This window comes from Bacillus sp. LJBS17 (genome assembly GCF_019334685.1).
GTDB classification, from domain to species: domain Bacteria; phylum Bacillota; class Bacilli; order Bacillales; family Bacillaceae; genus Bacillus; species Bacillus subtilis.
In genome coordinates this window covers 2159102-2181537 of the sequence record NZ_CP079759.1, presented here as the reverse complement: position 1 = coordinate 2181537, position 22436 = coordinate 2159102, and the positions used below count along the sequence as shown (strand labels likewise).

Sequence of the window (22436 nt, the reverse complement as noted above, 5' to 3'; positions counted from 1 at the left end):
TACATGTAAACATGGCAAAAGCCCAAATTCATTTTTGGGCTTTTGTCAGTAAATTGATAGACTCTTATTCATGAGCCTTGGATTCCATGGTTTCAAGTGTTGCAACCTGCAAAGATTCTTCAACAGTTTTTGTTTTTTCTTTTACTTTTTCTGCATACGTATAATCACCGTAGCAATACGGATAGCGGAAATTTTTCGCATTTCCCCCGCAAGTATACAGATCAGGATTTTTTTTGACTTGCTGCTCGGAGTATTGTTTTGCCAATTCCTCAGTATGCGTTCCTCCATGTTCAGCTACAAAATCAATGTAACCTGCCCCCATGTTGTAGCTTTGAATAATGGTATCCAAATCCACGCCTTTTTCCTTACCGGTCTTGTACATGAGGGTAAATTGCTTGATGCCTTGTTTAACACTGAGTTGAGGGTCTGTTATCTCATTGCGTTTTAACCCCAGAGATTCAGAGGACTGCATGGGATCATTGCCTTTTCCTTTTGACTCCTGATACATCATGCCTAATATGAGTGATGTATAATTAGAGAGTCCTTGGCTTTCAAGCTCTTCTTCCACCAAGGGTTTGTAATCGGTTAAACGTTCCAAAACAATCGTTTTCGTATCGATCGGAAGTTTTTTGATTAAATCCCGGTTGAAAAAAAGCAGGACCAATAAAAAAGAGGCGATGACAAAGACAAAAATCATCATAAAACCCGCAGCAGCGAAACAGCCTTTTCTCTTTTTCTTCACTGTGTTTCACCCTCAATGTTTGGAGCAGTATGACCTTTTTTATTATGACATAAGACAGTATATCAGACCAAGTAAAAACCTGATTTGAAACATAAATTTAAACTATGAGATTGAAATGGAATACAAGCAGGCTGGTTTGCACTCAAGCGCATTTGTTATAAGATAAAACTATGAATAAAGAAAGGTGATACCATATGACTGAATTTAGAGAAACGGAACAATCGGCTGCTGATCTGGACGAGGAGACGCTGTTTCTAGTCGCGCAAACATTCAAAGCGCTTTCTGATCCAACCCGAATCAGGATTCTCCATTTATTGTCCCAGGGAGAACATGCTGTAAACGGAATTGCAGAAAAGCTGAATTTACTGCAATCCACCGTGTCCCACCAGCTTAGATTTTTGAAAAATCTTCGGCTTGTCAAATCGCGCAGAGAAGGAACATCGATTTATTACTCTCCGGAGGATGAACATGTTTTAGATGTTCTTCAGCAAATGATCCATCATACACAGCATGATTGAAAAAGACATCCTTGCTTAACTCGCTGCTAGCGGGCAAGGATGTCTTTTTCTTTATTGTGTCCGTGCTGTTCGAGTTCGTTTCTGCTGAGCTTGATGACAAAAGAAGAAAAACCGATATAATAAACGGCTATCAGAAAACAGACGCCAATTGTCAGAGGGTCCGTTCCGATTGACTGACTGTATGATCCAAGGCGGTTTAGATCAGGTGAGGTAAGATAAAGCTCCGTTACTCGATACAGAAATCTTGATAGAAATAAAGTTAAGAGAATCACCTCTACCCAAATATGAGTCCGAAAATAGATCTTTCCTCTGCGTTTTTCAAAGGAGATGTTTTTCTTAGCGAAAAAGACAAGGAGCCATCCGCCAAGAATGCCCAAAATGAGATATCCATATAAAAAAGGGTGAATGGCGCTGAAGATTGAAAGGCCAAAAGCAAACAGCGAGAAAAGAATGATACGGGTGAACAGCCAGCGGGGCTTCAGCGGCTGGTATCCGATGGACCTTTTAATTTTTTTATACAGAAAAAAGATGATGATCATGGCAGGATAAACGCTCTGAAGTGTAAGATGCATGATGTGAAATCCCCTCCGTTGAGAAGTGTATGCTTATCCGGTCAGAAATAGTAGCTGAAATAAATACTGAACACAAAAAGAAGGGGAAACCCCTGTTTTCATAGCATATGCAAGGTGTATTCCGCCGCATAATAGATATGCCCAAGCTTTATCAAAATGTTATGATTGTTTTGTTGGAAAATACAAGAAGAAAAGGTGCGCAGAATGAAACTGGAACGTTTGTTAGCGATGGTTGTGTTATTGATCAGCAAAAAACAAGTGCAGGCTGCAGAGCTTGCTGAGCTGTTTGAAGTATCTGTCAGAACAATTTACCGTGATATTGAGACAATCAATAGGGCTGGTATTCCGATTGTGACCTCACAGGGTTCCGGGGGCGGAATTGGCATCATGGAAACGTATCGGCTTGAAAGAGAGTGGCTGAAGGAGGAGGAATTGTTTGCAATTGCTTCCGCTTTGCAGAGCGTTTCATCTATGTATGAACCCGTTTCTCACAGCACAGCCTATCAAAAAATCAAACACCTTATACCTGAGCAATCTGCTCAAGCATTTAAGCACCAAACAGAAAAATGGTTTATTGACATGACGGCTTGGGGCCATACTGAGGATCAAAAGACGCTTCGTGAGAAAATCAGCGCCGCCATCGATCGGTTGTCAACGATATCTTTTACATATACAAGCGCAAGCGGGGAAACTCTTCTTCGTGAAACTGAACCTTATACATTGGTTTGCAAGGCGGGGCACTGGTATTTATACGCTTATTGCTTGGTGAGAAATGATTTTCGTTTTTTTAAACTAAACCGGATGAAAGATCTGGCTATCTTACATCAGACATTTATCAGAAAAGACATTCAGCTGGACACTTTGCCATGGGATAAGAATTGGTACCAGAAGGGCCGTTTAACTGAATTGGTTATTCTTGTTCAGCCGGCAGCACGTCAGCGTATAGGTGAATGGTTCGGATATGATGTCCTTCACTGTGAGGAAGATGAAATCTGCCGGGCAGTGATTTCACTTCCAGAAGATCAATGGCTGATCGGTTTTTTGCTCCAGTTCGGAAAGAATATTGAGGTTCTGCAGCCTCTTCATATACGGGATAGAGTAAAAGAAACCATTCATCACATGCAAAAAATATATGAAACCTGACACACTGCTGTCAGGTTTCTTTGTCTATAATCTTAAAAAAAGGAGGAGATCGTATGGGCTTTTCACATATAACACACTTAGACCGGAAACGATTTGCCGGACTGTCACAACGGACAAGCAACGCACTGGAAATGACGGAAGAAAGGAGGATTCCGGAACTGTGGGACCAATTCTGGAAGCAGGATATGAGCGCTCTTTTAACACAGGCTGAAAAAGACAAGAGCATTATTGCCTTATATTCGAATTATGAACAAGAGACGAATGGGTTTTATACGTTTTCAGTCGGAACGTTTCAGGAATACGACGACATTCTTCCGGGACCATATGAAAACATTGATTTGCCGGCTTCCGCTTACGCCGTTTTCACTTCCAGAATCGGTCCTATTGAAGAGATTGTGCTTGAAACGTGGAAGGAAATTTGGACTTGGGATAAGCGGCATCTGCGCACGTTTACAGGTGATTTTGAGATGTATGATCAAAGTGCCGCAGTGCCACAGCGAGCACAAGTTAACATTTATGTAGCGATAAAAAAATAATAAACTCTTGAAAAACTAATGGTGTTAGTTAATAATAAAACTAACGCCATTAGTTTTTGTTAGGAGGGTAAAAAGATGAGAATTACTCAGTACCAAACGGTTTGGCAGCTGACTTTTTTTCCAGCATTGTTTCCGGTTAATTGCTATTTAGTAGAGGAAGAAAACGAAGTCACCCTTATTGATGCCGCACTGCCAGGCAGCTATAAAGGGATTATTCAAGCTGTGAATCAGCTTGGAAAACCGCTTCAGCATATTTTACTGACTCATGCACATGGGGACCATGTCGGATCACTGGATACATTGGCACAAACATTTCCGCATGCAAAGGTCATGATCTCGGAACGGGATTCATTCTTGCTTCAAGGTGACACATCCTTGCGGCAAGATGAGCCGCAGACGCCTATAAAAGGAGGTATTCCGAAACACATACAAACAAAGCCTCACCAACTGCTGACGGGCGGTGAAACAATTGGTTCTCTGCTTGCCATTCCAACACCGGGCCATACACCGGGCAGCATGTCATTTCTTGATACAAGAAACGGCACTTTAATAGCAGGAGATGCGTTTCAGTTGCGCGGAGGAATCGCTGTATCAGGTCAGATAAAATGGACGTTTCCTTTTCCCGCTTTCGCCACATGGAATAAGGAGGAGGCCATCAAAAGTGCACAATTGCTCGCCGATAAGGCGCCTTCCTGTCTCGCTGTCGGACATGGAAATTTCCTGAGATCACCCGCAGAGCGGATGAGACAGGCGATCCAAAAAGCAAAGAAAGGATGATGAGCATGTCACCGAGAATAGGTTTGACCCAAAAAATGATTGTAGACGCTGCAGCGGAGATTGCCGATCAGGAAGGGGTAAATGGTGTCTCACTTGCGGCACTTTCTAAAAAAATGAATGTGCGCCCCCCGTCATTGTATAACCATATCAACGGGCTGCAAGCGATCAGAACAGAACTTGCTGTCAGAGGACTGACAAAGCTTTTTGATCAAATGGCGGACTCCGTAACCGAACGAAAGGGAGATTCCGCTATGCTTTCTTTAGCACATGCATATGTTGATTTTGCAATTGAAAATCCCGGATATTATGAAGCGGCTCTGCTTAAGGTTCAGGACAAACGGACGGAAATCGTCTCTGACCAAATTGTCTGTCTTGTGACGAAGCTGCTCATTGAAAACGGCTATGCAAGTGAAAAGACTGCCATTCATGCGACAAGGGGGCTTAGAAGCCTGCTGCATGGCTTTACTGCTTTAATCGCAAAAGAAGCATTTGAACGTGAAGAGGACATTTTAGAAAGCCTGTCATTTTCAATTCGGACATTTTTGTCGGGATTATTAATAAACAATAAAAATATTATGTAAACAAATAAATGGATGTCTTATATTTCTGAATATTGTATAATATCAAGGGAGTATACATAGGGGAGAGGCATTATGCAATGGATGACATTCACAAGATTGAACGGTTAGCGGCAGCTTCATGGCCGGCTTATTTTCAAAAAAGCATAGGGCAATGGCTTCTCAGAGCGAATTTTGGCGTAACCAAAAGGGCAAATAGCGTATGGACGTCTGCGGATATGCCTGAAGGGGATTTTCAGCTAGAGGCCGAACTTTTTTATCAAAGTTTAGGCTTACCTGTTTGTTTTCATATTAGCAACGCATCACCGAAAGGGCTTGATGACGCATTGGCAGACAGCCGTTATGAAAAGGTAGACGAGTGCTTCCAGATGACAGCGTTGTGCCGGTCAATTATGAGCCGAACAAATGATAACAGCCGATTTACATACAAGTGGGAACAAGAGCCATCATCTGTTTGGATAGATGAATTTATTCAATTAGAAGGGTTTTCACCCGAGCGTCACAAAGGTTACAAACACATTTTCGAACGCATGCCGCCGTGTAAAACTTTTTTCAAGATGTATGACAAAGAAAGCCTGACAGCGCTTGGCACGGTTTCTGTCATTGATGGTTATGGCGGACTTAGTAATATCGTTGTAGCTGAGGAGCACAGAGGAAAAGGGGCAGGAACCCAAGTGATCAGGGTGTTGACTGAATGGGCAAAAAACAACGGAGCGGAACGCATGTTTTTACAAGTGATGAAAGACAATCTGGCGGCAGTTTCTTTATATGAAAAGATCGGATTTTCGCCTATATCGGAACACCATTACCGGATTAAAAGATGACCATAGGAAGGGGTTTGCTGATGGACTCGCTTCAAGAGATGATTTGCGAAAAACGGACATACACACGCCTTTATCATTCACATAATCACGCATACAGCCAATTTCTTTTTCCGCTTGAAGGGAGTATTGATCTTGAGACTGAAGAGCGCCAGGTGAAATTAAAGCCAGATCATTTTTTATATATTCCGCCGGAGTGTGAGCATCGTTTCCGTTCTATCGGAAGAAATGAATGTCTTGTACTGGATGTTCCGCTTCATGCAATGAAAATTGATGAGTATCGTGCAGGATCGGGAATTGAAGCTGCACTCGATCCTTTCTGGTCTTCGATCAGGTACTTGCTGACAGAGGAAGCAAAGGCCGGAACAGCCAACTCGCTTCATATGCTAGTACAATACATAAAAGAAAAGCTTCAATCCCATAACTATGCCTCAATTGCATACATTCACAGCCATTTATTTGAGCGGCTGACGATTAAGAAGCTGGCAGAAATCGAGCATTATCACCCAGCTTACTATTCAAGCTGGTTCAAAAAACAGACAGGGAAGTCCCCGCAGAACTATATTGCCGACCTTCGCCTTGAGGAAGCAAAACGAATGCTGATGGAGAGAAATGAAACCCTTACCGTCGTGAGCGAGGCGCTGGGCTTTCAAAACCTTTCTTCTTTTACAAGATGGTTCACGAAAAGCACAGGAATGCCGCCCCGCCTGTATCGAAACACCTTATATTCGGATAAAAAATGATGGCTCTTTAGTTAAAAGAATATTGTATATCTCCTTTACAATAGGAGAAAAAGGAGTTATTGATATGGCAGTTAATGAAGACTTTGAGAAATTGGATATCAGAACGGGAACAATTGTAAAAGCGGAAGAATTTCCTGAAGCAAGAGTACCGGCAATCAAGCTTGTGATAGATTTTGGGACTGAAATCGGCATAAAACAATCGAGCGCACAAATCACGAAGCGTTACAAGCCGGAAGGTCTCATCAACAAGCAAGTCATAGCAGTCGTGAACTTTCCGCCCCGCCGAATCGCCGGATTTAAATCGGAAGTCTTGGTCCTCGGCGGCATACCCGGCCAGGGCGACGTCGTCCTTTTGCAGCCGGATCAGCCTGTCCCAAACGGCACAAAAATCGGATAACGCAAAAAAAGACGTTTGCCTAAGGCAAACGTCTTTTGCGTATTGAGGCGATGCACCACACGCCACATTCGTGTGTGCCGTAAAGGCATGTACATCGGCTTACACAATTCAGCTCATCGCTATATGAATATAGCATGGAGGGCGAAGGAATGCAAGGATTACTTTGTTTTTGTGATTGAATTTGTCCGTCTAATCAAGATCTTATTATATGAAATGTAATAATCTTTTAGTACAGAAGGTGAGCATGATCTAAGGTAAGCGATTGACCTCATAAGCAACACGTATTCCAGATTCAATCGCGCCTTGCATCCACGCATGAGTGAGTGAGGCGTGTTCTCCGGCGAAATGAACTCTGCCCTCAGGGACAGGAATATAGGGATACAGCTCTAATTCTTGTCCTGGTTCGAAAGCTGTAAAACCTCCCGCAGAATACGGGTACTGGCTCCAGCTAAAAGAAGTGCCAGACACAAATTCAGACCACACAATATCACCATAGATTTCAGATAAATTCAGTAAAGTATACTGGATTCGCTCTCCTTCTGAAAGACTGTCCCATATCAGTGCCTCATCAGCCCAAGTATAACTTGCCAGAATGACGGCATGTCCATTTGCTCCAATATTTCTGCTTGGATAATACGAAAAACGAATCGGTAGATCAGTAATAGATTTGCCGCCGCGCTGCCCGGCTTTTTCCCAAAATCGGCTTTTAAACTCTATGCCGATTTTTGTTGCACTGATATAGTTTAGCTCACGGATTGCCCTTCGTTTATAGTACGAGAATGAATGGTATGGTTCGACTTTTACAAATCGCAATGTTGAAAAAGGAATGGTTACAATAGCGAGATCAGCTGTGAATGATGTGAATTCTGCCGTTTGTTGATGCTGACAATGGATCGTAACACGATTTTCCCCCTGAGAAATTTTCATCATTTTTTGATGGTATAGAATGTTTGTTTTTAATTGAGGAAGAAACGCGTGAGGCAGCAGATCCATGCCGCCAGTTATCTCATAGAAGTGAGCGGGCGATGAAAAAAAGATAGATTCCCGCAATACTTCAACAAGGGACATCCCCATATACGCTTCCATATCCAAAAGTACACCAATCATATCGATCGCGCCATATGAAAAATACGTGTTTAAAAAAGAGCTTAACGAATGATTTTTGTATTGTTCTTCGACAATCCGCCAATTTCTCGCTGGATTTTGATTGATAAAATTTAGAATAGGCTGCAGTAAAGAAAGCATCAGCTCTTCAGATGTTTTCCCTTGTTCATTTGGTGCAACTGGGTATCTCAATATTCCAGGAGCTCGTTCAAAAACTTGGAGACGTGTTTTGATTCCATTTGCATAAATGATGTCCATCGGGGTTCTGTTGAGAAATACATTTGTTGGCAATTTGAATTTTTTTATATATTCTAAGGTTAACGAATGGTTATTCGGTATGCGCATCGGGCCAGCGTTAAAATACAAATCATCACTAAAGGGAGCTCTCAAAGTGCAGACACGGCCGCCCGCTCTGCCGCTCGCTTCGAGAATCGTTACTTTGTGACCGGCATTTTTCAGCAATGATGCTGATACAAGCCCGGACAATCCAGCTCCTACAACAAGAATATGCTTTGGATGCTGGGATGCGCTAAGGCCATTTCTAATGATCTTTACCATGTCATCATTCATTAGAGAATTCAATTTTTGGAGGCACCTCTTTTTAGAATTTATTGCATTATATTCGCTGAAAAGAGCACCTATCACGATCTGTTCACATCTTTTGGAATTTGAAAGGTTATTGTTAAAAGGAAATAAAGGGGTGATGTATGTGACTAACTTTGTTCATAAGACGGTAAATGGCTTGAAAAGTCTTTTGGATGAAAAAGGAGCCATTCAATTGTTTTGTTCTGAAGGGGATATCATGGAGTTCCTTGTTACATTTTCACAGGACAAAGCAACCCTGAATGACATTCAAAGCCTTGAAGCTAAACATCAGATTACCCTTCCAGAAGATTATCAGAAGTTCATGACACTGCATAACGGCGCGAAAATTTTTGAGATTCTTTCTGATGGGGAGAATATAGGTGGAGGACTTCAGCTATTTAGCCTTGAAGTGATTGAAGAGGAGTTAAAATATGAGGATTTGTTTGAAGATATCAATGGTATTCCAATTGGCTACTTATTGGAAGAATGCCATTTAATGATTGATAAAGATAAAGTGAACCAAGGTGATCCCAACTATCTCTATATATTTGAAAGTGGTTTAGAATATAATCCATTAAATGTAAACTTTGAAATATTTTTAGACCGGTATATATTGGCCAATGGAGAACCTTTTTGGGATTGGCGCTACTATACCGCAGAAAATTATTATAGAACAAGATAGTGTGTGATGTATAAGACAGTCATTTGGGCTGTCTTTTTCTGTTATTCAAATAGATTACTGTGGTAAAATTTACATAGAGTAGTCTAGGAAGGAGAATGATATGAAGGTATTTGAGGCTGATTCATTACTCTTTGAGGCCGATAAAAGAACCAAAGAGTTTAAGGAACTAAGGTCGCAAATGGTGAAGCTAAGAAAAGCTTTTCAAAACGTAGCTAACCTAGATGACAGTGAATTTTCAGGCAAGGGTGCTGACAACATTAAAGCATTTTATCATGGTCATGTCGGTGTTACCGATCAATGGATTGATTTAATTGACATGAAGATTGCTTTCTTAAGCAGCATGTCTGCAAAACTTGAAGATGCTAAGATGTCTGATGCTTACATAGAAGAATCCTTTTTAGAACACGAGTTGGCTAACGCCTATACAAAATCAAAATCCATTATGTCTAAACAGAAAAAAGCAATGAAAGACATATTAAACGACATCAATGATATTCTTCCCCTTGAAATATTCTCAACAGAAGACTTCAAAGACAAACTTTCTTCTGCAGATGACAAACGTGAAAAAACAATCGATAAGCTAAACAAGCTTGATGAGGATTTTAAAACAGAATACGCTGAAACAGAGCCTAACGAACAGTTCATCCAGCAAGATTTTAAAAAGCTGCAGGAATCAACAGGCAAAGGGAAGAACGCCACTCCGATTCACTATAACGCCAAAGCGTATAGAGAAAGTGACATACATAAGAAAAAAGGCGACATAGAGAAGCATTCTGAAGCTTACTTAAGCGTGAAGAAAGAAGAAGCAAAGGAACGTGAAATCAAGGAATTAAAGAAAAAACTTAATGACGGTGTCTAAGACCCTGATGAATATTTAGAGATTGCTAAGAAAGTAGGGTACGAGAATCTGGAGCCAGCTCAAGTACAGCTTGCAATGCAAATTGAACAAGCGAAGCAACTAGAAGGAGCAGGAGAAATCACTTGGGATATCGTAAAAGGTGTAGGAGTAGGCTTATATGATGTAGGAAAAGACACTGTAACCGGCATATGGGACTTCATCACCGATCCAGGAGAAACACTCTTAGCGCTGGGCAATGCAGTTATTCATCCAGTGAAAACATATGATGCCATTTCAGTAGCCATAGAAGAGTCATATCAAAAGGATATGGTGAATGGAGATGCCTATTCTAGATCAAGATGGGTTACCTATGCTATTGGTTCAGTGGCTGTAGCTGTTGTTGGTACAAAAGGTGCAGGAGCCATTAACAAAGCAGATGCAACGGGGAAGGTCATAAACAAAGCAAGTCAGGCAGGGAAGAAAATAAAAGACGTCAAGATTCCAGATTTGCTGCCTTATAATCCTAAGTACGACTTTGCTATGGCAGGGGGCGTGCCATACAATGTGGTTGATAGCCAAAGCCTTATGAATGAACTTTTGACTAATGCGAAGAAAATACCGGATGGAACAAGAAAACCGTTTACTGGCCAAAAGATAAGCCCCCCTTGGCTAAATAAAGAAAAGTATGAAGCATATGAAATAGAGGGGAAGGTAAAGGCGAAGGGGAAAGTTAAAGATGTAAGCCGTAGAGTGTATACTATGAAAGATATTGATATTAATCAAAAAACAGAATTCGGTGTTACAAATCTTCAGCTTATGAAAAACGGGAATGCCCCTTATGCAAAAGACGGTACACAGATTAATTTACATCACTTGATTCAAGAAGAACCTGGCCCAATGCTTGAAATCCCGAATAGCTTACATACAAAATATAGTGATGTCATTCATCAGCTAAAGTCTGATGGTGAAAGTTTTAGAAATGATAAGGTTTTAAAAGCACAATACGAGAGTTTTAGAAAGAGATATTGGAAGTGGAGAGCGAAACAATTTGAAAATGAGAATTGAGGTGTTTATATGATTTATTCGAAGGTTGAGAACTTTATTAATGAAAATAAACAAAATGCTATATTTACAGAAGGCGCAAGTCATGAAAACATTGGTCGCATTGAAGAAAACCTCCAATGCGATCTCCCCAACAGTTATAAATGGTTTTTAGAAAAATACGGTGCTGGTGGTTTATTCGGTGTTTTAGTTTTAGGCTACAACTTTGATCATGCATCAGTTGTAAATAGGACTAATGAATATAAAGAACACTATGGCCTTACTGATGGACTTGTGGTTATTGAAGATGTTGATTACTTTGCTTACTGTCTAGATACAAATAAAATGAAAGACGGAGAATGCCCTGTAGTTGAATGGGATAGGGTAGTTGGTTATCAAGATACTGTTGCAGAAAGCTTTATTGAATTTTTTTATAATAAGATTCAGGAAGCGAAAGATGATTGGGAAGAGGATGAAGACTGGGACGATTAAGTAAAAATATTGCAATTGCTCAATAGATACACTTGAGTTGCACATCCTCAATCTAAATAAAATAATGGTTTTATCCATAAAGCAATTGTATTCAAATAACATTTCTATATGGTTATAATTAGGATAAGGATTATGCTTTTTAAGGTATAAAAAATGCATAAAATAAAAAGACTAGGGTGCTATCAACACCCTGTCTCTGTACTAAAGATACCCACTAAAGGGCTTGCTCGATGTGATTTCTTGGTAGACCTATCCCTTCAGGTTCTTAGGCTCAAGGGAGGTCTATTTTTTATTTATATATGTCAACAGGGCAATTACAAATGACCCGAATGCAAGCATTAGCATTAATGCCTGGATGTTGACATAGCCTCACCCTCTTTCATAGGGGATGAGCAAGACTCCCTTGAGTGAGCAAACTTAATGTACAGGAAATATTATACTATACTAAATCCCCTTGACGTTGTAAATTCAAACAATATATTGACAACAGCATTTAATAGAATTTCTATTAACATCAATTACATTTGAAATGACAGACACATATGGTAGTTTGCGACTCGCAAAATTCAAGGCGTAATCCTAATTCAGCTATTGAGTAGGATTGTTAAAAAGTGTTGATTTGTTATTTTCAAAATGAAAAGTGAGGATTGTATATGAAGATTGTTAGCCAAGAAATTCAAGATTTGTCCATTAAATCCTTGGAATCAACTTTTAGTAAACTTTCAAATGCTTATAAAAGTACGACAGAAAAAGGTTCAAACACAACTCTTGTCAAAAAGAGACTAAACGCAGTAAAAATTGGCTTAGAAAGCCTAAAAGGTACCTGGAATGGTGAAAATTTTTGCTATGAGCAAGAAATCATATTGACTTCTAAAGAAGTTCTACAAGATATCATTCCATTTATTGAAAAACAAATAGCAAAAGCAAAAGAAGGCAGGTCTCAAAAAACATTAAATGAGCGTCGCTTAACTGCACTAAAACTGGCAATCGAATCTTTAGAGAACCGTCTTATTTGAGAAAATTAATTGTTCCAGAATCGGGTGCGTTACATAAACAAGATTGAAGGAAACCCTATCTACTATGGTTTCTTTTTATTTTTGCGTATTTATCAATATTAAAATTTGACAGAACCTTATTAAATCATTTAAGGGATTGTCGATATTTAACATGTGTAAAAATGGAAAAGGCAATACGATTATAAAAAGCTCTGAGAGGATCGTGATTATCGGTGGTAAATGTAAACTCAAGCGATCTTATTTATAATCCAAAATTCTTAGCATTTTGCAGCTTGGCTACAGAAGGATACGGGGGAAATAACTCAGCTCCCAGTAGATCCATTGGTTTTAGTGAATTCTGTGAAAAACTTGAGAAAAATGAAGTAGTTAAACCCGAGAACAAAAAAAGCTCACCTGACCTAAATAAGTCTTTAGATTATTGGAAATCAAGATTTAATCCAGGAGGCAAACTTTCTGCGCTAGATTCGCAGGTATTAGATATTATCAAAAAAGCTTATAACTTTAATAAAGATAATATGCTGTTGCGAAATGAAGCAGTTAATGCGTATAAAAATTCAAATTAATTATGAGACAGAGCCCAGCTTAATAAAATGCTGGGCGTTTTACTTATTGGGGTTATTTGCTTGCGAATACTCTCGATGTTCTTTCTCCAATTTTAGTATTATCAATAAAGGAGTGAGTCGATATGTTTAGGGATCGGGGAACAATCAATGGATATCAATGATGCTTCCAGAGCATTTAATACAGCTTAAACAAGATTTGATTGATGGATCAAAAATTGAGATGATCAACAAATTGAAGAGATGGGCGTTTTCGTTTCTGAAGCACTTGAATTTTGAAATTCAAACTTTTCAACTATGGATTTGTTTGAAAATGCCGTTGGCAGAGTTCATTCCATTAATTTTGAACAACATAAGCTTTACGTTAAAGATCAACATAACAACACAGTATATATCAACATGAATAACATCATAGGAGTTACATACAATGATTGATTACTCACAATTTCTACGTAAGAATATACTTTGTGTTTTTATACTTCTGGATCGGCTGTTGCAATGGGGCTTAATCCTTGAACATAGTATCTTGCTGTTGTAGGAAATATGGAGAGACAGGGAAGTGTAGTGTCAGCTGCGTCTCCTGCGTTTAAAAAAGAAAAACAGGATCGAGACTTTTTGAGATGCCTGAAGATCAAGAGTGCACATTTACAGTTCCCGAAAAACCATTGTCCACTGCAATATCATAAGCTGATTTCTTTTCTTTGGCCAGATTAAAGTAAGCTAATTCGTTTCCTTGCAGGCCTTCAATAACAAATACATTATCATGGTCAAGGTTGAGATCTAAAAGCATATTTTTGCGTTCACTGAGTGGCTTATTAGCGATTGAATACCCATCAAATTACATCAAAGACACAGTAAACTACCTTATGGACTGATTTTTTGGACATGAAACGTTGCACTGCAGCTTCAAAGTCAAGAGCACCACCTGGGTCAGCTACAATGATTTCACAATCTCTACTGAATATCTCCTTTATACGCAATGGTTCAATGGGGATTAATTACAGATATTACTCCATCTGAATTAGAAACAAGAATTGTGATCCTACGAAAAAAGGATCAGGATATGGTGGAAGAAGACCACTTATAATGTGTTTCTAGGTATTTGTAATTAAATTACAAATACTTTTAATATTTGCTCATGAATTCGTGGTATTATACTGAAGGGGACGATCAAAAGCTTTGGCGTTAGTAATTAAAAATGTTTTAAATGTATACGAGTGCTACCTCAAAGTCGGAAAAAATATTATAGGAGGTAACATATGTTTAAGTTTAAAAAGAATTTCTTAGTTGGATTATCGGCAGCTTTAATGAGTATTAGCTTGTTTTCGGCAACCGCCTCTGCAGCTAGCACAGACTACTGGCAAAATTGGACTGATGGGGGCGGTATAGTAAACGCTGTCAATGGGTCTGGCGGGAACTACAGTGTTAATTGGTCTAATACCGGAAATTTTGTTGTTGGTAAAGGTTGGACTACAGGTTCGCCATTTAGGACGATAAACTATAATGCCGGAGTTTGGGCACCGAATGGCAATGGATATTTAACTTTATATGGTTGGACGAGATCACCTCTCATAGAATATTATGTAGTGGATTCATGGGGTACTTATAGACCTACTGGAACGTATAAAGGTACTGTAAAAAGTGATGGGGGTACATATGACATATATACAACTACACGTTATAACGCACCTTCCATTGATGGCGATCGCACTACTTTTACGCAGTACTGGAGTGTTCGTCAGACGAAGAGACCAACTGGAAGCAACGCTACAATCACTTTCAGTAATCATGTGAACGCATGGAAGAGCCATGGAATGAATCTGGGCAGTAATTGGGCTTACCAAGTCATGGCGACAGAAGGATATCAAAGTAGTGGAAGTTCTAACGTAACAGTGTGGTAACAGATCATCTTTAATTAGGGGTAGCTAACGGGCTGCTGATCGTTCCTTGAGAAGTTTTATAATCAATGATTATTAAAATCGTTAGTAATGGTTAAAGGTTGTTTTCTACTAGGTGAACGGCCTTGCAATTGCTGGAGGTAGGGTATTCTCCATCTGGTTTTATAACTTTTCCTATAGGTTAATAGAATGGTATTTAAATGAGAATGTTATCAATTTTTTGTAGTCAGCGCTTGCTCACAACAGACACCTTTACATAACCCTTCTTTATCAAACATAAGCCTTATTCAAAATAAAAATATCTAGTAGTTAACCAGATCCTCATAACTTTACACTAGTTAAAGGTGGGACTGTTAAGAACAAAAAGTCTAATTTATGAATGGGGACTCTACGAACAAAGCAAGTAAGTTCAAAAAGAACCCAACTTTAGGATTTCCTTAGAGGATTGAATCAGCTCAAACCAAGTTTTTTAATGCGACTAGCTATGGAAATTAAGAAAAGAACCTGGGCAATTTCACCAGGTTCTTTTTATATTGCACAAAAACAGACACGGTGATATAATCACACTACGTGCGCTTTCTAGTTAAAAGGTTATAGATATCCATCTTATAATTTTATTATATCCTGCTAGGAAGCTCTTGTCAATATTTTTTTGAAGGGGAGATGTAGAATGAGTTCTTTGGTTCTCGGTTTACATGAAATTGAAAAAACACAGCTTTCGCTCGTTGGAGGAAAAGGGTTACATTTAGGGGAATTATCAAAAATTCAAGGTATACAAGTACCAGAAGGATTTTGTGTCACAACAGTAGGATATCAAAAAGCCATCGAACAAAACGAAACGTTACAAGTGTTGTTGGATCAATTGACCATGCTAAAAGTTGAGGACCGAGATCAAGTTGGTAACATCAGCAGAAAGATTCGGCAAATCATTATGGAAGTAGACATCCCTTCCGATGTTGTGAAAGCAGTGGCTCAATATCTCTCCCAGTTTGGCGAGGAACATGCCTATGCCGTGCGTTCTAGTGCGACTGCTGAAGATTTACCTCATGCTTCTTTTGCCGGTCAACAAGACACCTATTTAAATATTATCGGCGTCGATGCAATCTTGCAGCATATCAGTAAATGCTGGGCGTCCCTATTTACGGATCGCGCGGTTATTTACCGTATGCAAAATGGATTTGACCACAGCCAAGTCTATTTATCCGTTATCGTTCAAAGGATGGTTTTCCCTCAGGCTTCGGGGATTTTATTTACCGCTGATCCGATTACCTCAAGCCGAAAGGTGTTATCCATCGATGCCGGTTTTGGACTTGGTGAAGCACTGGTTTCCGGCTTGGTATCTGCCGATTGTTATAAAGTACAGGATGGGCAAATCATCGATAAGAGAATAGCAACTAAAAAATTGGCTATCTACGGACGAAAAGAAGGCGGAACAGAAACACAGCAGATCGATTCTGATCAGCAAAAGGCTCAAACACTGACTGATGAACAAATTTTACAGCTGGCACGCATTGGAAGAGAAATCGAAGCTCATTTCGGCCAGCCGCAAGATATCGAATGGTGTTTGGCCCGCGATACTTTTTATATTGTACAGAGTCGTCCAATCACTACTTTATTCCCCATCCCTGAAGCGAGTGACCAAGAAAATCACGTCTATATTTCTGTTGGTCATCAACAAATGATGACGGATCCCATAAAACCACTGGGATTGTCTTTTTTTCTGTTGACGACTGCTGCACCCATGCGTAAAGCCGGTGGAAGGCTATTTGTTGATGTCACACATCATCTGGCATCCCCTGACAGCAGAGAAGTTTTCTTAAAAGGCATGGGGCAGCACGATCAGCTCTTAAAAGACGCACTTATGACCATAATAAAGCGACGAGATTTCATAAAGTCGATACCAAATGATAAAACAGCACCAAATCCCAGCAGAGGCAATGCAGATATGCCGGCTCAAGTTGAAAACGATCCGACAATCGTGTCTGATTTGATTGAGAGCAGTCAAACATCGATAGAAGAGTTAAAACAAAACATCCAAACGAAATCAGGATCAGATTTATTTCGTTTTATTCTGGAAGATATCCAGGAATTAAAGAAGATTTTATTTAACCCAGAAAGTTCGGTTGTGATTCGAACTGCTATGAATGCTTCATTATGGATTAACGAAAAAATGAACAAGTGGTTAGGTGAAAAAAACGCAGCAGATACGCTTTCTCAATCTGTACCCCATAATATTACTTCAGAAATGGGTCTTGCGCTATTAGACGTCGCAGATGTGATTCGTCCTTATCCAGAGGTAATTGATTACTTACAACATGTAAAAGATGATAACTTTTTGGATGAACTGGCTAAGTTTGATGGCGGAAGCAAAACCCGAGACGCGATCTATGATTATCTCAGCAAATACGGAATGCGATGTACCGGAGAAATTGATATTACAAGAACTCGATGGAGCGAAAAACCAACTACACTTATCCCAATGATTCTTAATAATATCAATAACAGTGAGCCAAATGCCAGCCATCGGAAATTTGAGCAAGGGCGACAGGAAGCTTTGAAGAAAGAGCAAGAGTTATTAGATCGATTAAAGCAATTACCGGATGGTGAACAAAAAGCCAAAGAAACAAAACGAATGATAGATATCATCCGAAATTTCAGCGGGTTTAGGGAATATCCAAAATACGGCATGATTAATCGATACTTCGTTTATAAGCAGGCTTTACTGGAAGAAGCCGAACGACTCGTAGAAGCGGGCGTTATTCGTGAAAAAGAAGATATATACTATCTCACTTTTGAAGAACTTCACGAAGTCGTACGCACACATAAACTGGATTATCAAATCATCAGTACACGAAAAGACGAGTACACATTATATGAAAAACTATCTCCACCACGTGTTATCACGTCTGATGGTGAAATCGTTACAGGTGAGTATAAACGAGAAAATCTCCCAGCCGGAGCGATTGTAGGTCTACCTGTTTCCTCCGGAGTGATAGAGGGGCGAGCGCGTGTCATTTTAAACATGGAAGATGCTGATTTAGAAGATGGAGATATATTAGTTACCGCCTTTACCGATCCAAGCTGGACACCATTGTTTGTATCCATAAAAGGCCTAGTCACCGAAGTTGGGGGACTGATGACACATGGAGCTGTTATAGCCCGTGAATATGGCTTACCTGCAGTTGTTGGCGTTGAAAATGCTGCCAAGCTGATAAAAGATGGGCAACGAATTCGCGTTCATGGTACAGAAGGCTACATTGAAATCTTATAATGTCTGATGGGTGTAGAGAGCCATCAGATATTCCCCACCAGCCCTAACTAGAAGTTGGGAGGCTGCAATTGTACCGAATGATAAAGTTCCCGTTGAACTAACGAAGATCGATAGCACATTAAGAAAAGCTGGAACCTCTTGGGGGAGGTCTGGCTTTTCTATATAAAATTGGCGTAGTGTGCAAAAGCCGCATTTTGCGGGCGGCGCTTCTTTAAAGTGAATTGTTTATTACCTGCATTTAAACTTGTATTTGTGCTTAAAACAAGAGAAAAAGGAGCTAAAAAGCTCCTTTATAAATTTAAACAACTTTTGTATAAATAGCCGTGTAAAACCCGATTGAGTAATCAAAATAATGACGTGTAAGCGTATAAGTATAACCGTTGTATTCTATTGTTGGCTGGAAGTCCATTGGCAGAGGACTAATGCGGTATATAGTGTCATAATCATATTCATCACTTTTTACTGCAACCTCAGACGAAGTGCCAGCAGCCATTGCGGGAACCGCGGATATGAGCATGCCAAAGGATAAAGCAGAACTCGATAAGATTTTCCTAATCTTCAATTATACCAACTCCGTTTACAATTTATACATATATTATGTTGTAATTGGAAGTTATTTTGAAAGTGAATAATGGATCATAAAAAGTAAAAATCTCGATTTTAAAGGGAGCAAATATATGTATAGTAGACGACAGTAATGATAAGTATATTTATGCTGGAACCCAAAAAGAAGCAGCATGCAATAATGAGTTTGAAAGCGGAATAAGAGTAAGGGTATGGTTCGAAGGCAACCACATACAAACATTTGAGAAAGAACAAAAAGAAGTAGATCCGTTTGGTGAATGTCCCTGTTGTTTATTTTAAAGATCAAAAAGAGTTTAAAATGGGCGGTATTACATTAATGACACGCCACAATGTTGCTATTTACGAAGACAAAGATCGGAAGAAAAAATTGGTTCAGATAGTTTTATCATTATAGATAGAGGTGGCCCAAAAGCACTTAGAAATAAGCTTAAACAAAAAATCCTCCCACAAAGGGAGGATTACTATTACATATTAACTAAAGTGTAAGTCAATGAAACAATGAATAAAAAATACGAAATATAAGATATTGCTTTTGAAGAACTTGTTTTATGTTTTTGGAATGTATAGATAAGTGCAAAACCCAGGAAGAACTGTTACAAACCAAGAAGTGTATTGTGGAAAGAGGGCGACCACCAATACCATGATTGTTGAAAAAATAAATGAAGAGTAATGAGTTACTTTATGATCATCATTCAATGAAATCACCTCTACGAATTTTTACCCGATTTAGTCTGTGTATTAACAGCTTGTAAAAGATTCAATATGAGAAAATGAAGAAGTTTCTGGATAGGTTTACACTACAGTTTATTGATATGTAGTTATGGAGTGAGATTGTTAAACATGACGGGAGGGAGAAAGGTTGCCGAAAATTGGAGTAAGCTTGATAGTGCTCATTATTTTTCTTGCAGGCTGCAATAAAAGTGAACAAAACGGTGACGAAACAAAGATGCAGAGCCTAGTAGGCTATGTCGTGCTTAAAGACAATGAAAGGGCAATTCTCATTACCGATACAAAAGCTCCAGTAAAAGAAGATTACGATCTTTCTGAAGGACAACTTATGAACAAGTTTAAAAATAACATAGTAATTGTAGGATTAAGTGAGATTGATAACACAGATGATCTCAAAAGAGGTGAAAAAATAAAAGTGTGGTTCCATACACTTAAAGAGTCAAATCCACCAAGTGCAACGATACAAAAATATGAATTATTATAAAAAAAATTGTTGAATTCTCATATAGATAACCTCTGAGACAACAAATGTTGTTCTATTGCATTGAAACTGCCAGTGACCAATATCAAGTTCAGTTATGTTAATTCAAGTGGTTTGATATGTTAGTGTCTTCGAACGAGACGAAATATTGGGAAGAGAGTCCGAATATCAATGAGTATTACAAATTGGTCACAGAATAAGAGACTTAAGAGAGTTGTCTGCATTGTATGTTTACTTGAAGGAGAAGAAAATGGATTTTAGGGTGCTTAATCTTAATTCTTGTCAGGTCAAACTTTACTTGTTCCATAGAATGAAAACTTGCCGTTAATTATAATAACGTTTAATTTTGTGGTGTTTAAATATCTGATTCTAGAGGTCTTATGAAAGAACCGTTCATCAAAAAATGAACGGTAGGAGTTAAAAAAGTAATGTCTTTTCCTTTGTGGCAAAAGGCTAAACACTTTATTTGAGATCGTTAAGGACGACTTTTGCAGCCTCAGCGATAAGAGCATTATCATAATTAGCATCTTTCATAAAGCGGTTTGACAGAATTGCCACAACAATAGGAGCTCTGTTTGGCGGCCAAACGATAGCAATGTCGTTTCGTGTCCCGTAACTTCCGGCTCCGGATTTATCGCCGACTTCCCATCCTATTGGAGCGCCTGCCCGAATCAGTTCGTCACCAGTAGCATTGCCTCGCATCCAATCGGTTAAGATCGTGCGTTTGTCAGTCGTGAGCGTGTTATCTAAAGTGAAGGCTTTAAGATCGGTTGCCAGTGCTTTTGCGGTGCTGGTGTCACGAATATCACCAGGAATCGCAGAGTTTAGATCCGTCTCGAATCGTTTAGCTTTCGTTACATGATCCCCAATCTGTTTCAGTGACTTTTCAAAACCTTTAGGGCCGCCAAGCTGTTGCAACAAGATGTTCCCAGCGGTATTATCGCTGTAACGGATAGCCGCTTCCGAGATTTCTTTTAGGCTCATGCCTGTATCTAGGTGTTTCTCTGTGATTGGAGAATATGTAACAAGATCGTCCTTGCTGTAGTGGATGACTTCATTAAGTTTTTCAATTGAGTTTTTCTTCAGGACAGCAGCTGCGGCTAGAACTTTATAGGTTGATGCGTAAGCAAATCGTTCATTCGGCCGATAGGCGATTGTCTTGTTTGAACCTGTATCAATTGCATAAACACCAAGCCTGGCATCAAATTTTTTCTCAAGTTGAACAAATTTTTTATTCGTTATACAGCTTGCCATGTTTGTGTCTTCTATGGATTTTGCTTCGGCATGTGTTGAGGTGAAAAAAGGTGTGAAACCAGTAATGCTTAAACATAAAAGCCCAACACATATTCCGAATTTTATTGACGCTTTATTTTTCAACTTCATCAGGCCTCCTCATTCAAATGATTTTGTATTACCTTTGAAATGTTTCCCATGACAGTTAGTGTAACAAACCCCTTTGCGGTAGTAAACATAGAATCAATTTATCTTATATTTTTATAAGTTGGGAGAACAAGGGCATAAGAATAGAATCAACAAAAAAGCTGACAATGGCTGTCAGCAAAGTCATCTATTAGAAAGCTTTATCAATTGTGATTGGAGTTTATTGGATGCAAACGAGAAAAGTTTATCTCTACGTATTTCACACAATGTCAGACTGGGAATATGGATATTTAATTGCGGAACTAAACTCAGGGAGATACTTTAAACAAGATGCAGCATCTTTAAAAGTAGTTACAGTAGGGGTTAATAAAGAAATGATAACTACGTTGGGAGGATTAAGCATAAAACCAGATATTTCTCTTGACGAATGTACTCTTGGGAGTCAAGATCTTATCATTTTACCCGGAGGAAACACTTGGGGAGAAGATATTCATCAGCCGATCTTGAAAAAAGTTGGCGACGCTTTAAAGCTCGGCACGACTATTGCTGCAATTTGTGGGGCAACCTTGGGCCTCGCGAATGAAGGATACTTAGATTCGAGAAAGCACACAAGCAATGACCTAGAGTATATGAAAATGGTCTGCCCTAATTACAAAGGAGAAACACTATATGAAAAGGAACCAGCAGTATCTGATAAAAATTTGGTTACTGCATCAGGAATTGCTCCTCTGGAATTTGCAGTAGAAGTATTGAAAAAATTAGATGTATTTGCACCAGATACATTGCGTTCATGGTATAAGCTGAATAAGACTCAAAAGCCTGAATACTTCTTTGAGCTAATGAATACAATAAATCGATAGAAAACACTTTAGCAGTTTTTTGTAGTGCTCCTGAACTTATGGGAGCATTTTTTATATGTGTCTAGGAGCTATATAAAGAAATGCAGA

At 39.2% G+C, this 22436-nt stretch carries 22 protein-coding genes and 7 pseudogenes; 21 read left to right on the top strand and 8 right to left on the bottom strand.

The features are described 5' to 3' along the window. Positions 1–64 precede the first annotated feature (64 nt). A complete protein-coding gene (locus tag KXZ66_RS11050) occupies positions 65–742 on the bottom strand; it encodes a lysozyme family protein (RefSeq protein ID WP_003231283.1) in 678 nt (225 codons plus the stop codon). Between the two features lie 194 nt (positions 743–936). Between KXZ66_RS11050 and czrA the strand changes: the two genes are divergently transcribed. Then, complete coding sequence (gene czrA, locus KXZ66_RS11045; protein WP_003231284.1) at positions 937–1260, top strand: Zn(II)-responsive metalloregulatory transcriptional repressor CzrA; 324 nt, start codon at positions 937–939, stop codon at positions 1258–1260. Between the two features lie 26 nt (positions 1261–1286). On the opposite strand, the gene csk22 is transcribed toward czrA, so the two are convergent. Further along, positions 1287–1832: a mother cell-specific sporulation protein Csk22 gene (csk22, locus tag KXZ66_RS11040; RefSeq protein WP_015714089.1), complete on the bottom strand. Its 546-nt coding sequence runs from the start codon at positions 1830–1832 to the stop codon at positions 1287–1289. Between the two features lie 204 nt (positions 1833–2036). On the opposite strand from csk22, the gene KXZ66_RS11035 reads away from it, so the two are divergent. The 7 genes from KXZ66_RS11035 (at position 2037) to csaA (ending at position 6827) form a co-directional block, all read left to right on the top strand. Then, positions 2037–2975: a helix-turn-helix transcriptional regulator gene (locus tag KXZ66_RS11035; RefSeq protein ID WP_128740390.1), complete on the top strand. Its 939-nt coding sequence runs from the start codon at positions 2037–2039 to the stop codon at positions 2973–2975. A 53-nt stretch (positions 2976–3028) separates the two neighbouring features. Beyond that, on the top strand, positions 3029–3511 hold the full coding sequence (locus KXZ66_RS11030) for a GyrI-like domain-containing protein (RefSeq protein ID WP_049141163.1): 483 nt from the start codon (positions 3029–3031) through the stop codon (positions 3509–3511). A 75-nt stretch (positions 3512–3586) separates the two neighbouring features. Further along, positions 3587–4288, top strand: coding sequence for an MBL fold metallo-hydrolase (locus KXZ66_RS11025; RefSeq protein ID WP_014480007.1), 702 nt, complete (start codon positions 3587–3589; stop codon positions 4286–4288). Positions 4289–4293: 5 nt separating this feature from the next. Next, on the top strand, positions 4294–4869 hold the full coding sequence (locus tag KXZ66_RS11020; RefSeq protein WP_029318048.1) for a TetR/AcrR family transcriptional regulator: 576 nt from the start codon (positions 4294–4296) through the stop codon (positions 4867–4869). A gap of 77 nt (positions 4870–4946) precedes the next feature. Continuing rightward, entirely contained in the window at positions 4947–5690 is a 744-nt protein-coding gene (locus KXZ66_RS11015) for a GNAT family N-acetyltransferase (RefSeq protein ID WP_021481454.1), read from the top strand. Positions 5691–5704: 14 nt separating this feature from the next. After that, complete coding sequence (locus KXZ66_RS11010; RefSeq protein ID WP_080351481.1) at positions 5705–6430, top strand: helix-turn-helix domain-containing protein; 726 nt, start codon at positions 5705–5707, stop codon at positions 6428–6430. A 64-nt stretch (positions 6431–6494) separates the two neighbouring features. Then, on the top strand, positions 6495–6827 hold the full coding sequence (gene csaA, locus KXZ66_RS11005; RefSeq protein ID WP_128740389.1) for a chaperone CsaA: 333 nt from the start codon (positions 6495–6497) through the stop codon (positions 6825–6827). A 249-nt stretch (positions 6828–7076) separates the two neighbouring features. On the opposite strand, the gene KXZ66_RS11000 is transcribed toward csaA, so the two are convergent. Beyond that, a complete protein-coding gene (locus KXZ66_RS11000) occupies positions 7077–8513 on the bottom strand; it encodes a flavin monoamine oxidase family protein (RefSeq protein ID WP_128740388.1) in 1437 nt (478 codons plus the stop codon). Between the two features lie 127 nt (positions 8514–8640). Between KXZ66_RS11000 and KXZ66_RS10995 the strand changes: the two genes are divergently transcribed. The 3 genes and pseudogenes from KXZ66_RS10995 (at position 8641) to yobK (ending at position 11569) form a co-directional block, all read left to right on the top strand. Continuing rightward, on the top strand, positions 8641–9198 hold the full coding sequence (locus KXZ66_RS10995) for an SMI1/KNR4 family protein (RefSeq protein WP_049141184.1): 558 nt from the start codon (positions 8641–8643) through the stop codon (positions 9196–9198). Positions 9199–9298: 100 nt separating this feature from the next. Beyond that, positions 9299–11101, top strand: a pseudogene (yobL, locus tag KXZ66_RS10990) (LXG family T7SS effector ribonuclease toxin YobL). A gap of 9 nt (positions 11102–11110) precedes the next feature. Further along, complete coding sequence (gene yobK, locus KXZ66_RS10985; RefSeq protein WP_015251924.1) at positions 11111–11569, top strand: type VII secretion system immunity protein YobK; 459 nt, start codon at positions 11111–11113, stop codon at positions 11567–11569. A 282-nt stretch (positions 11570–11851) separates the two neighbouring features. On the opposite strand, the gene KXZ66_RS10980 is transcribed toward yobK, so the two are convergent. After that, positions 11852–11926, bottom strand: a complete 75-nt coding sequence (locus KXZ66_RS10980; protein ID WP_256683490.1) for a putative holin-like toxin — start codon at positions 11924–11926, stop codon at positions 11852–11854. 296 nt (positions 11927–12222) lie between these two features. On the opposite strand from KXZ66_RS10980, the gene KXZ66_RS10975 reads away from it, so the two are divergent. The 4 genes and pseudogenes from KXZ66_RS10975 to KXZ66_RS10960 form a co-directional block, all read left to right on the top strand. After that, positions 12223–12585 carry a hypothetical protein gene (locus tag KXZ66_RS10975; RefSeq protein ID WP_049141160.1) on the top strand — a complete coding sequence of 121 codons (363 nt, stop codon included), beginning with the start codon at positions 12223–12225 and terminating at the stop codon, positions 12583–12585. Positions 12586–12797: 212 nt separating this feature from the next. Continuing rightward, positions 12798–13148, top strand: coding sequence for a hypothetical protein (locus tag KXZ66_RS10970; protein WP_128740386.1), 351 nt, complete (start codon positions 12798–12800; stop codon positions 13146–13148). 122 nt (positions 13149–13270) lie between these two features. After that, a pseudogene (locus KXZ66_RS10965) lies at positions 13271–13580 on the top strand (YolD-like family protein). After that, positions 13573–13828 (top strand): annotated as a pseudogene (locus KXZ66_RS10960) (UV damage repair protein UvrX); the annotation flags it as partial. The pseudogenes KXZ66_RS10965 and KXZ66_RS10960, both read left to right, overlap by 8 nt. 11 nt (positions 13829–13839) lie before the next feature. On the opposite strand, the pseudogene KXZ66_RS22590 reads toward KXZ66_RS10960, so the two are convergent. Beyond that, positions 13840–14098: pseudogene (locus KXZ66_RS22590) on the bottom strand (ATP-dependent DNA ligase); the annotation flags it as partial. Positions 14099–14404: 306 nt separating this feature from the next. Here KXZ66_RS22590 and xynA point away from each other — a divergent pair. After that, entirely contained in the window at positions 14405–15046 is a 642-nt protein-coding gene (xynA, locus tag KXZ66_RS10950) for an endo-1,4-beta-xylanase XynA (RefSeq protein WP_015251938.1), read from the top strand. Between the two features lie 667 nt (positions 15047–15713). Beyond that, complete coding sequence (gene ppsA, locus KXZ66_RS10945) at positions 15714–18314, top strand: phosphoenolpyruvate synthase (protein ID WP_049141157.1); 2601 nt, start codon at positions 15714–15716, stop codon at positions 18312–18314. A 298-nt stretch (positions 18315–18612) separates the two neighbouring features. Here the strand turns inward: ppsA and KXZ66_RS10940 are convergent, their stop codons facing one another. Next, positions 18613–18876: a hypothetical protein gene (locus KXZ66_RS10940; RefSeq protein ID WP_049141156.1), complete on the bottom strand. Its 264-nt coding sequence runs from the start codon at positions 18874–18876 to the stop codon at positions 18613–18615. A 95-nt stretch (positions 18877–18971) separates the two neighbouring features. On the opposite strand from KXZ66_RS10940, the pseudogene KXZ66_RS22585 reads away from it, so the two are divergent. After that, positions 18972–19157 (top strand): annotated as a pseudogene (locus tag KXZ66_RS22585) (hypothetical protein); the annotation flags it as partial. A gap of 206 nt (positions 19158–19363) precedes the next feature. Here KXZ66_RS22585 and KXZ66_RS22580 read toward each other — a convergent pair. Continuing rightward, positions 19364–19595 (bottom strand): annotated as a pseudogene (locus KXZ66_RS22580) (hypothetical protein). Positions 19596–19758: 163 nt separating this feature from the next. Here KXZ66_RS22580 and KXZ66_RS10935 point away from each other — a divergent pair. Beyond that, positions 19759–20112, top strand: a complete 354-nt coding sequence (locus KXZ66_RS10935) for a DUF3221 domain-containing protein (protein WP_049141155.1) — start codon at positions 19759–19761, stop codon at positions 20110–20112. 107 nt (positions 20113–20219) lie between these two features. Then, positions 20220–20309 (top strand): annotated as a pseudogene (locus KXZ66_RS10930) (SMI1/KNR4 family protein); the annotation flags it as partial. Between the two features lie 262 nt (positions 20310–20571). On the opposite strand, the gene bla reads toward KXZ66_RS10930, so the two are convergent. Then, positions 20572–21492 carry a class A beta-lactamase gene (gene bla / locus KXZ66_RS10925; protein ID WP_128740384.1) on the bottom strand — a complete coding sequence of 307 codons (921 nt, stop codon included), beginning with the start codon at positions 21490–21492 and terminating at the stop codon, positions 20572–20574. A gap of 224 nt (positions 21493–21716) precedes the next feature. On the opposite strand from bla, the gene KXZ66_RS10920 reads away from it, so the two are divergent. After that, positions 21717–22349: a type 1 glutamine amidotransferase family protein gene (locus tag KXZ66_RS10920; protein WP_038829972.1), complete on the top strand. Its 633-nt coding sequence runs from the start codon at positions 21717–21719 to the stop codon at positions 22347–22349. The last annotated feature ends 87 nt before the right edge of the window (positions 22350–22436 follow it).

What these genes read in the sequence shown, in the direction of transcription:
- KXZ66_RS11030 (WP_049141163.1), top strand. Translation starts at nt 3,029, where the DNA reads ATGGGCTTTTCACATATAACACACTTAGACCGGAAACGATTTGCCGGA.
- bla (WP_128740384.1), bottom strand. Translation starts at nt 21,492, where the DNA reads ATGAAGTTGAAAAATAAAGCGTCAATAAAATTCGGAATATGTGTTGGG.
- yobK (WP_015251924.1), top strand. Translation starts at nt 11,111, where the DNA reads ATGATTTATTCGAAGGTTGAGAACTTTATTAATGAAAATAAACAAAAT.
- xynA (WP_015251938.1), top strand. Translation starts at nt 14,405, where the DNA reads ATGTTTAAGTTTAAAAAGAATTTCTTAGTTGGATTATCGGCAGCTTTA.
- csaA (WP_128740389.1), top strand. Translation starts at nt 6,495, where the DNA reads ATGGCAGTTAATGAAGACTTTGAGAAATTGGATATCAGAACGGGAACA.
- KXZ66_RS11020 (WP_029318048.1), top strand. Translation starts at nt 4,294, where the DNA reads ATGTCACCGAGAATAGGTTTGACCCAAAAAATGATTGTAGACGCTGCA.
- ppsA (WP_049141157.1), top strand. Translation starts at nt 15,714, where the DNA reads ATGAGTTCTTTGGTTCTCGGTTTACATGAAATTGAAAAAACACAGCTT.
- csk22 (WP_015714089.1), bottom strand. Translation starts at nt 1,832, where the DNA reads ATGCATCTTACACTTCAGAGCGTTTATCCTGCCATGATCATCATCTTT.
- KXZ66_RS11015 (WP_021481454.1), top strand. Translation starts at nt 4,947, where the DNA reads ATGGATGACATTCACAAGATTGAACGGTTAGCGGCAGCTTCATGGCCG.
- KXZ66_RS11035 (WP_128740390.1), top strand. Translation starts at nt 2,037, where the DNA reads ATGAAACTGGAACGTTTGTTAGCGATGGTTGTGTTATTGATCAGCAAA.
- KXZ66_RS10920 (WP_038829972.1), top strand. Translation starts at nt 21,717, where the DNA reads ATGCAAACGAGAAAAGTTTATCTCTACGTATTTCACACAATGTCAGAC.
- KXZ66_RS11025 (WP_014480007.1), top strand. Translation starts at nt 3,587, where the DNA reads ATGAGAATTACTCAGTACCAAACGGTTTGGCAGCTGACTTTTTTTCCA.
- czrA (WP_003231284.1), top strand. Translation starts at nt 937, where the DNA reads ATGACTGAATTTAGAGAAACGGAACAATCGGCTGCTGATCTGGACGAG.
- KXZ66_RS10975 (WP_049141160.1), top strand. Translation starts at nt 12,223, where the DNA reads ATGAAGATTGTTAGCCAAGAAATTCAAGATTTGTCCATTAAATCCTTG.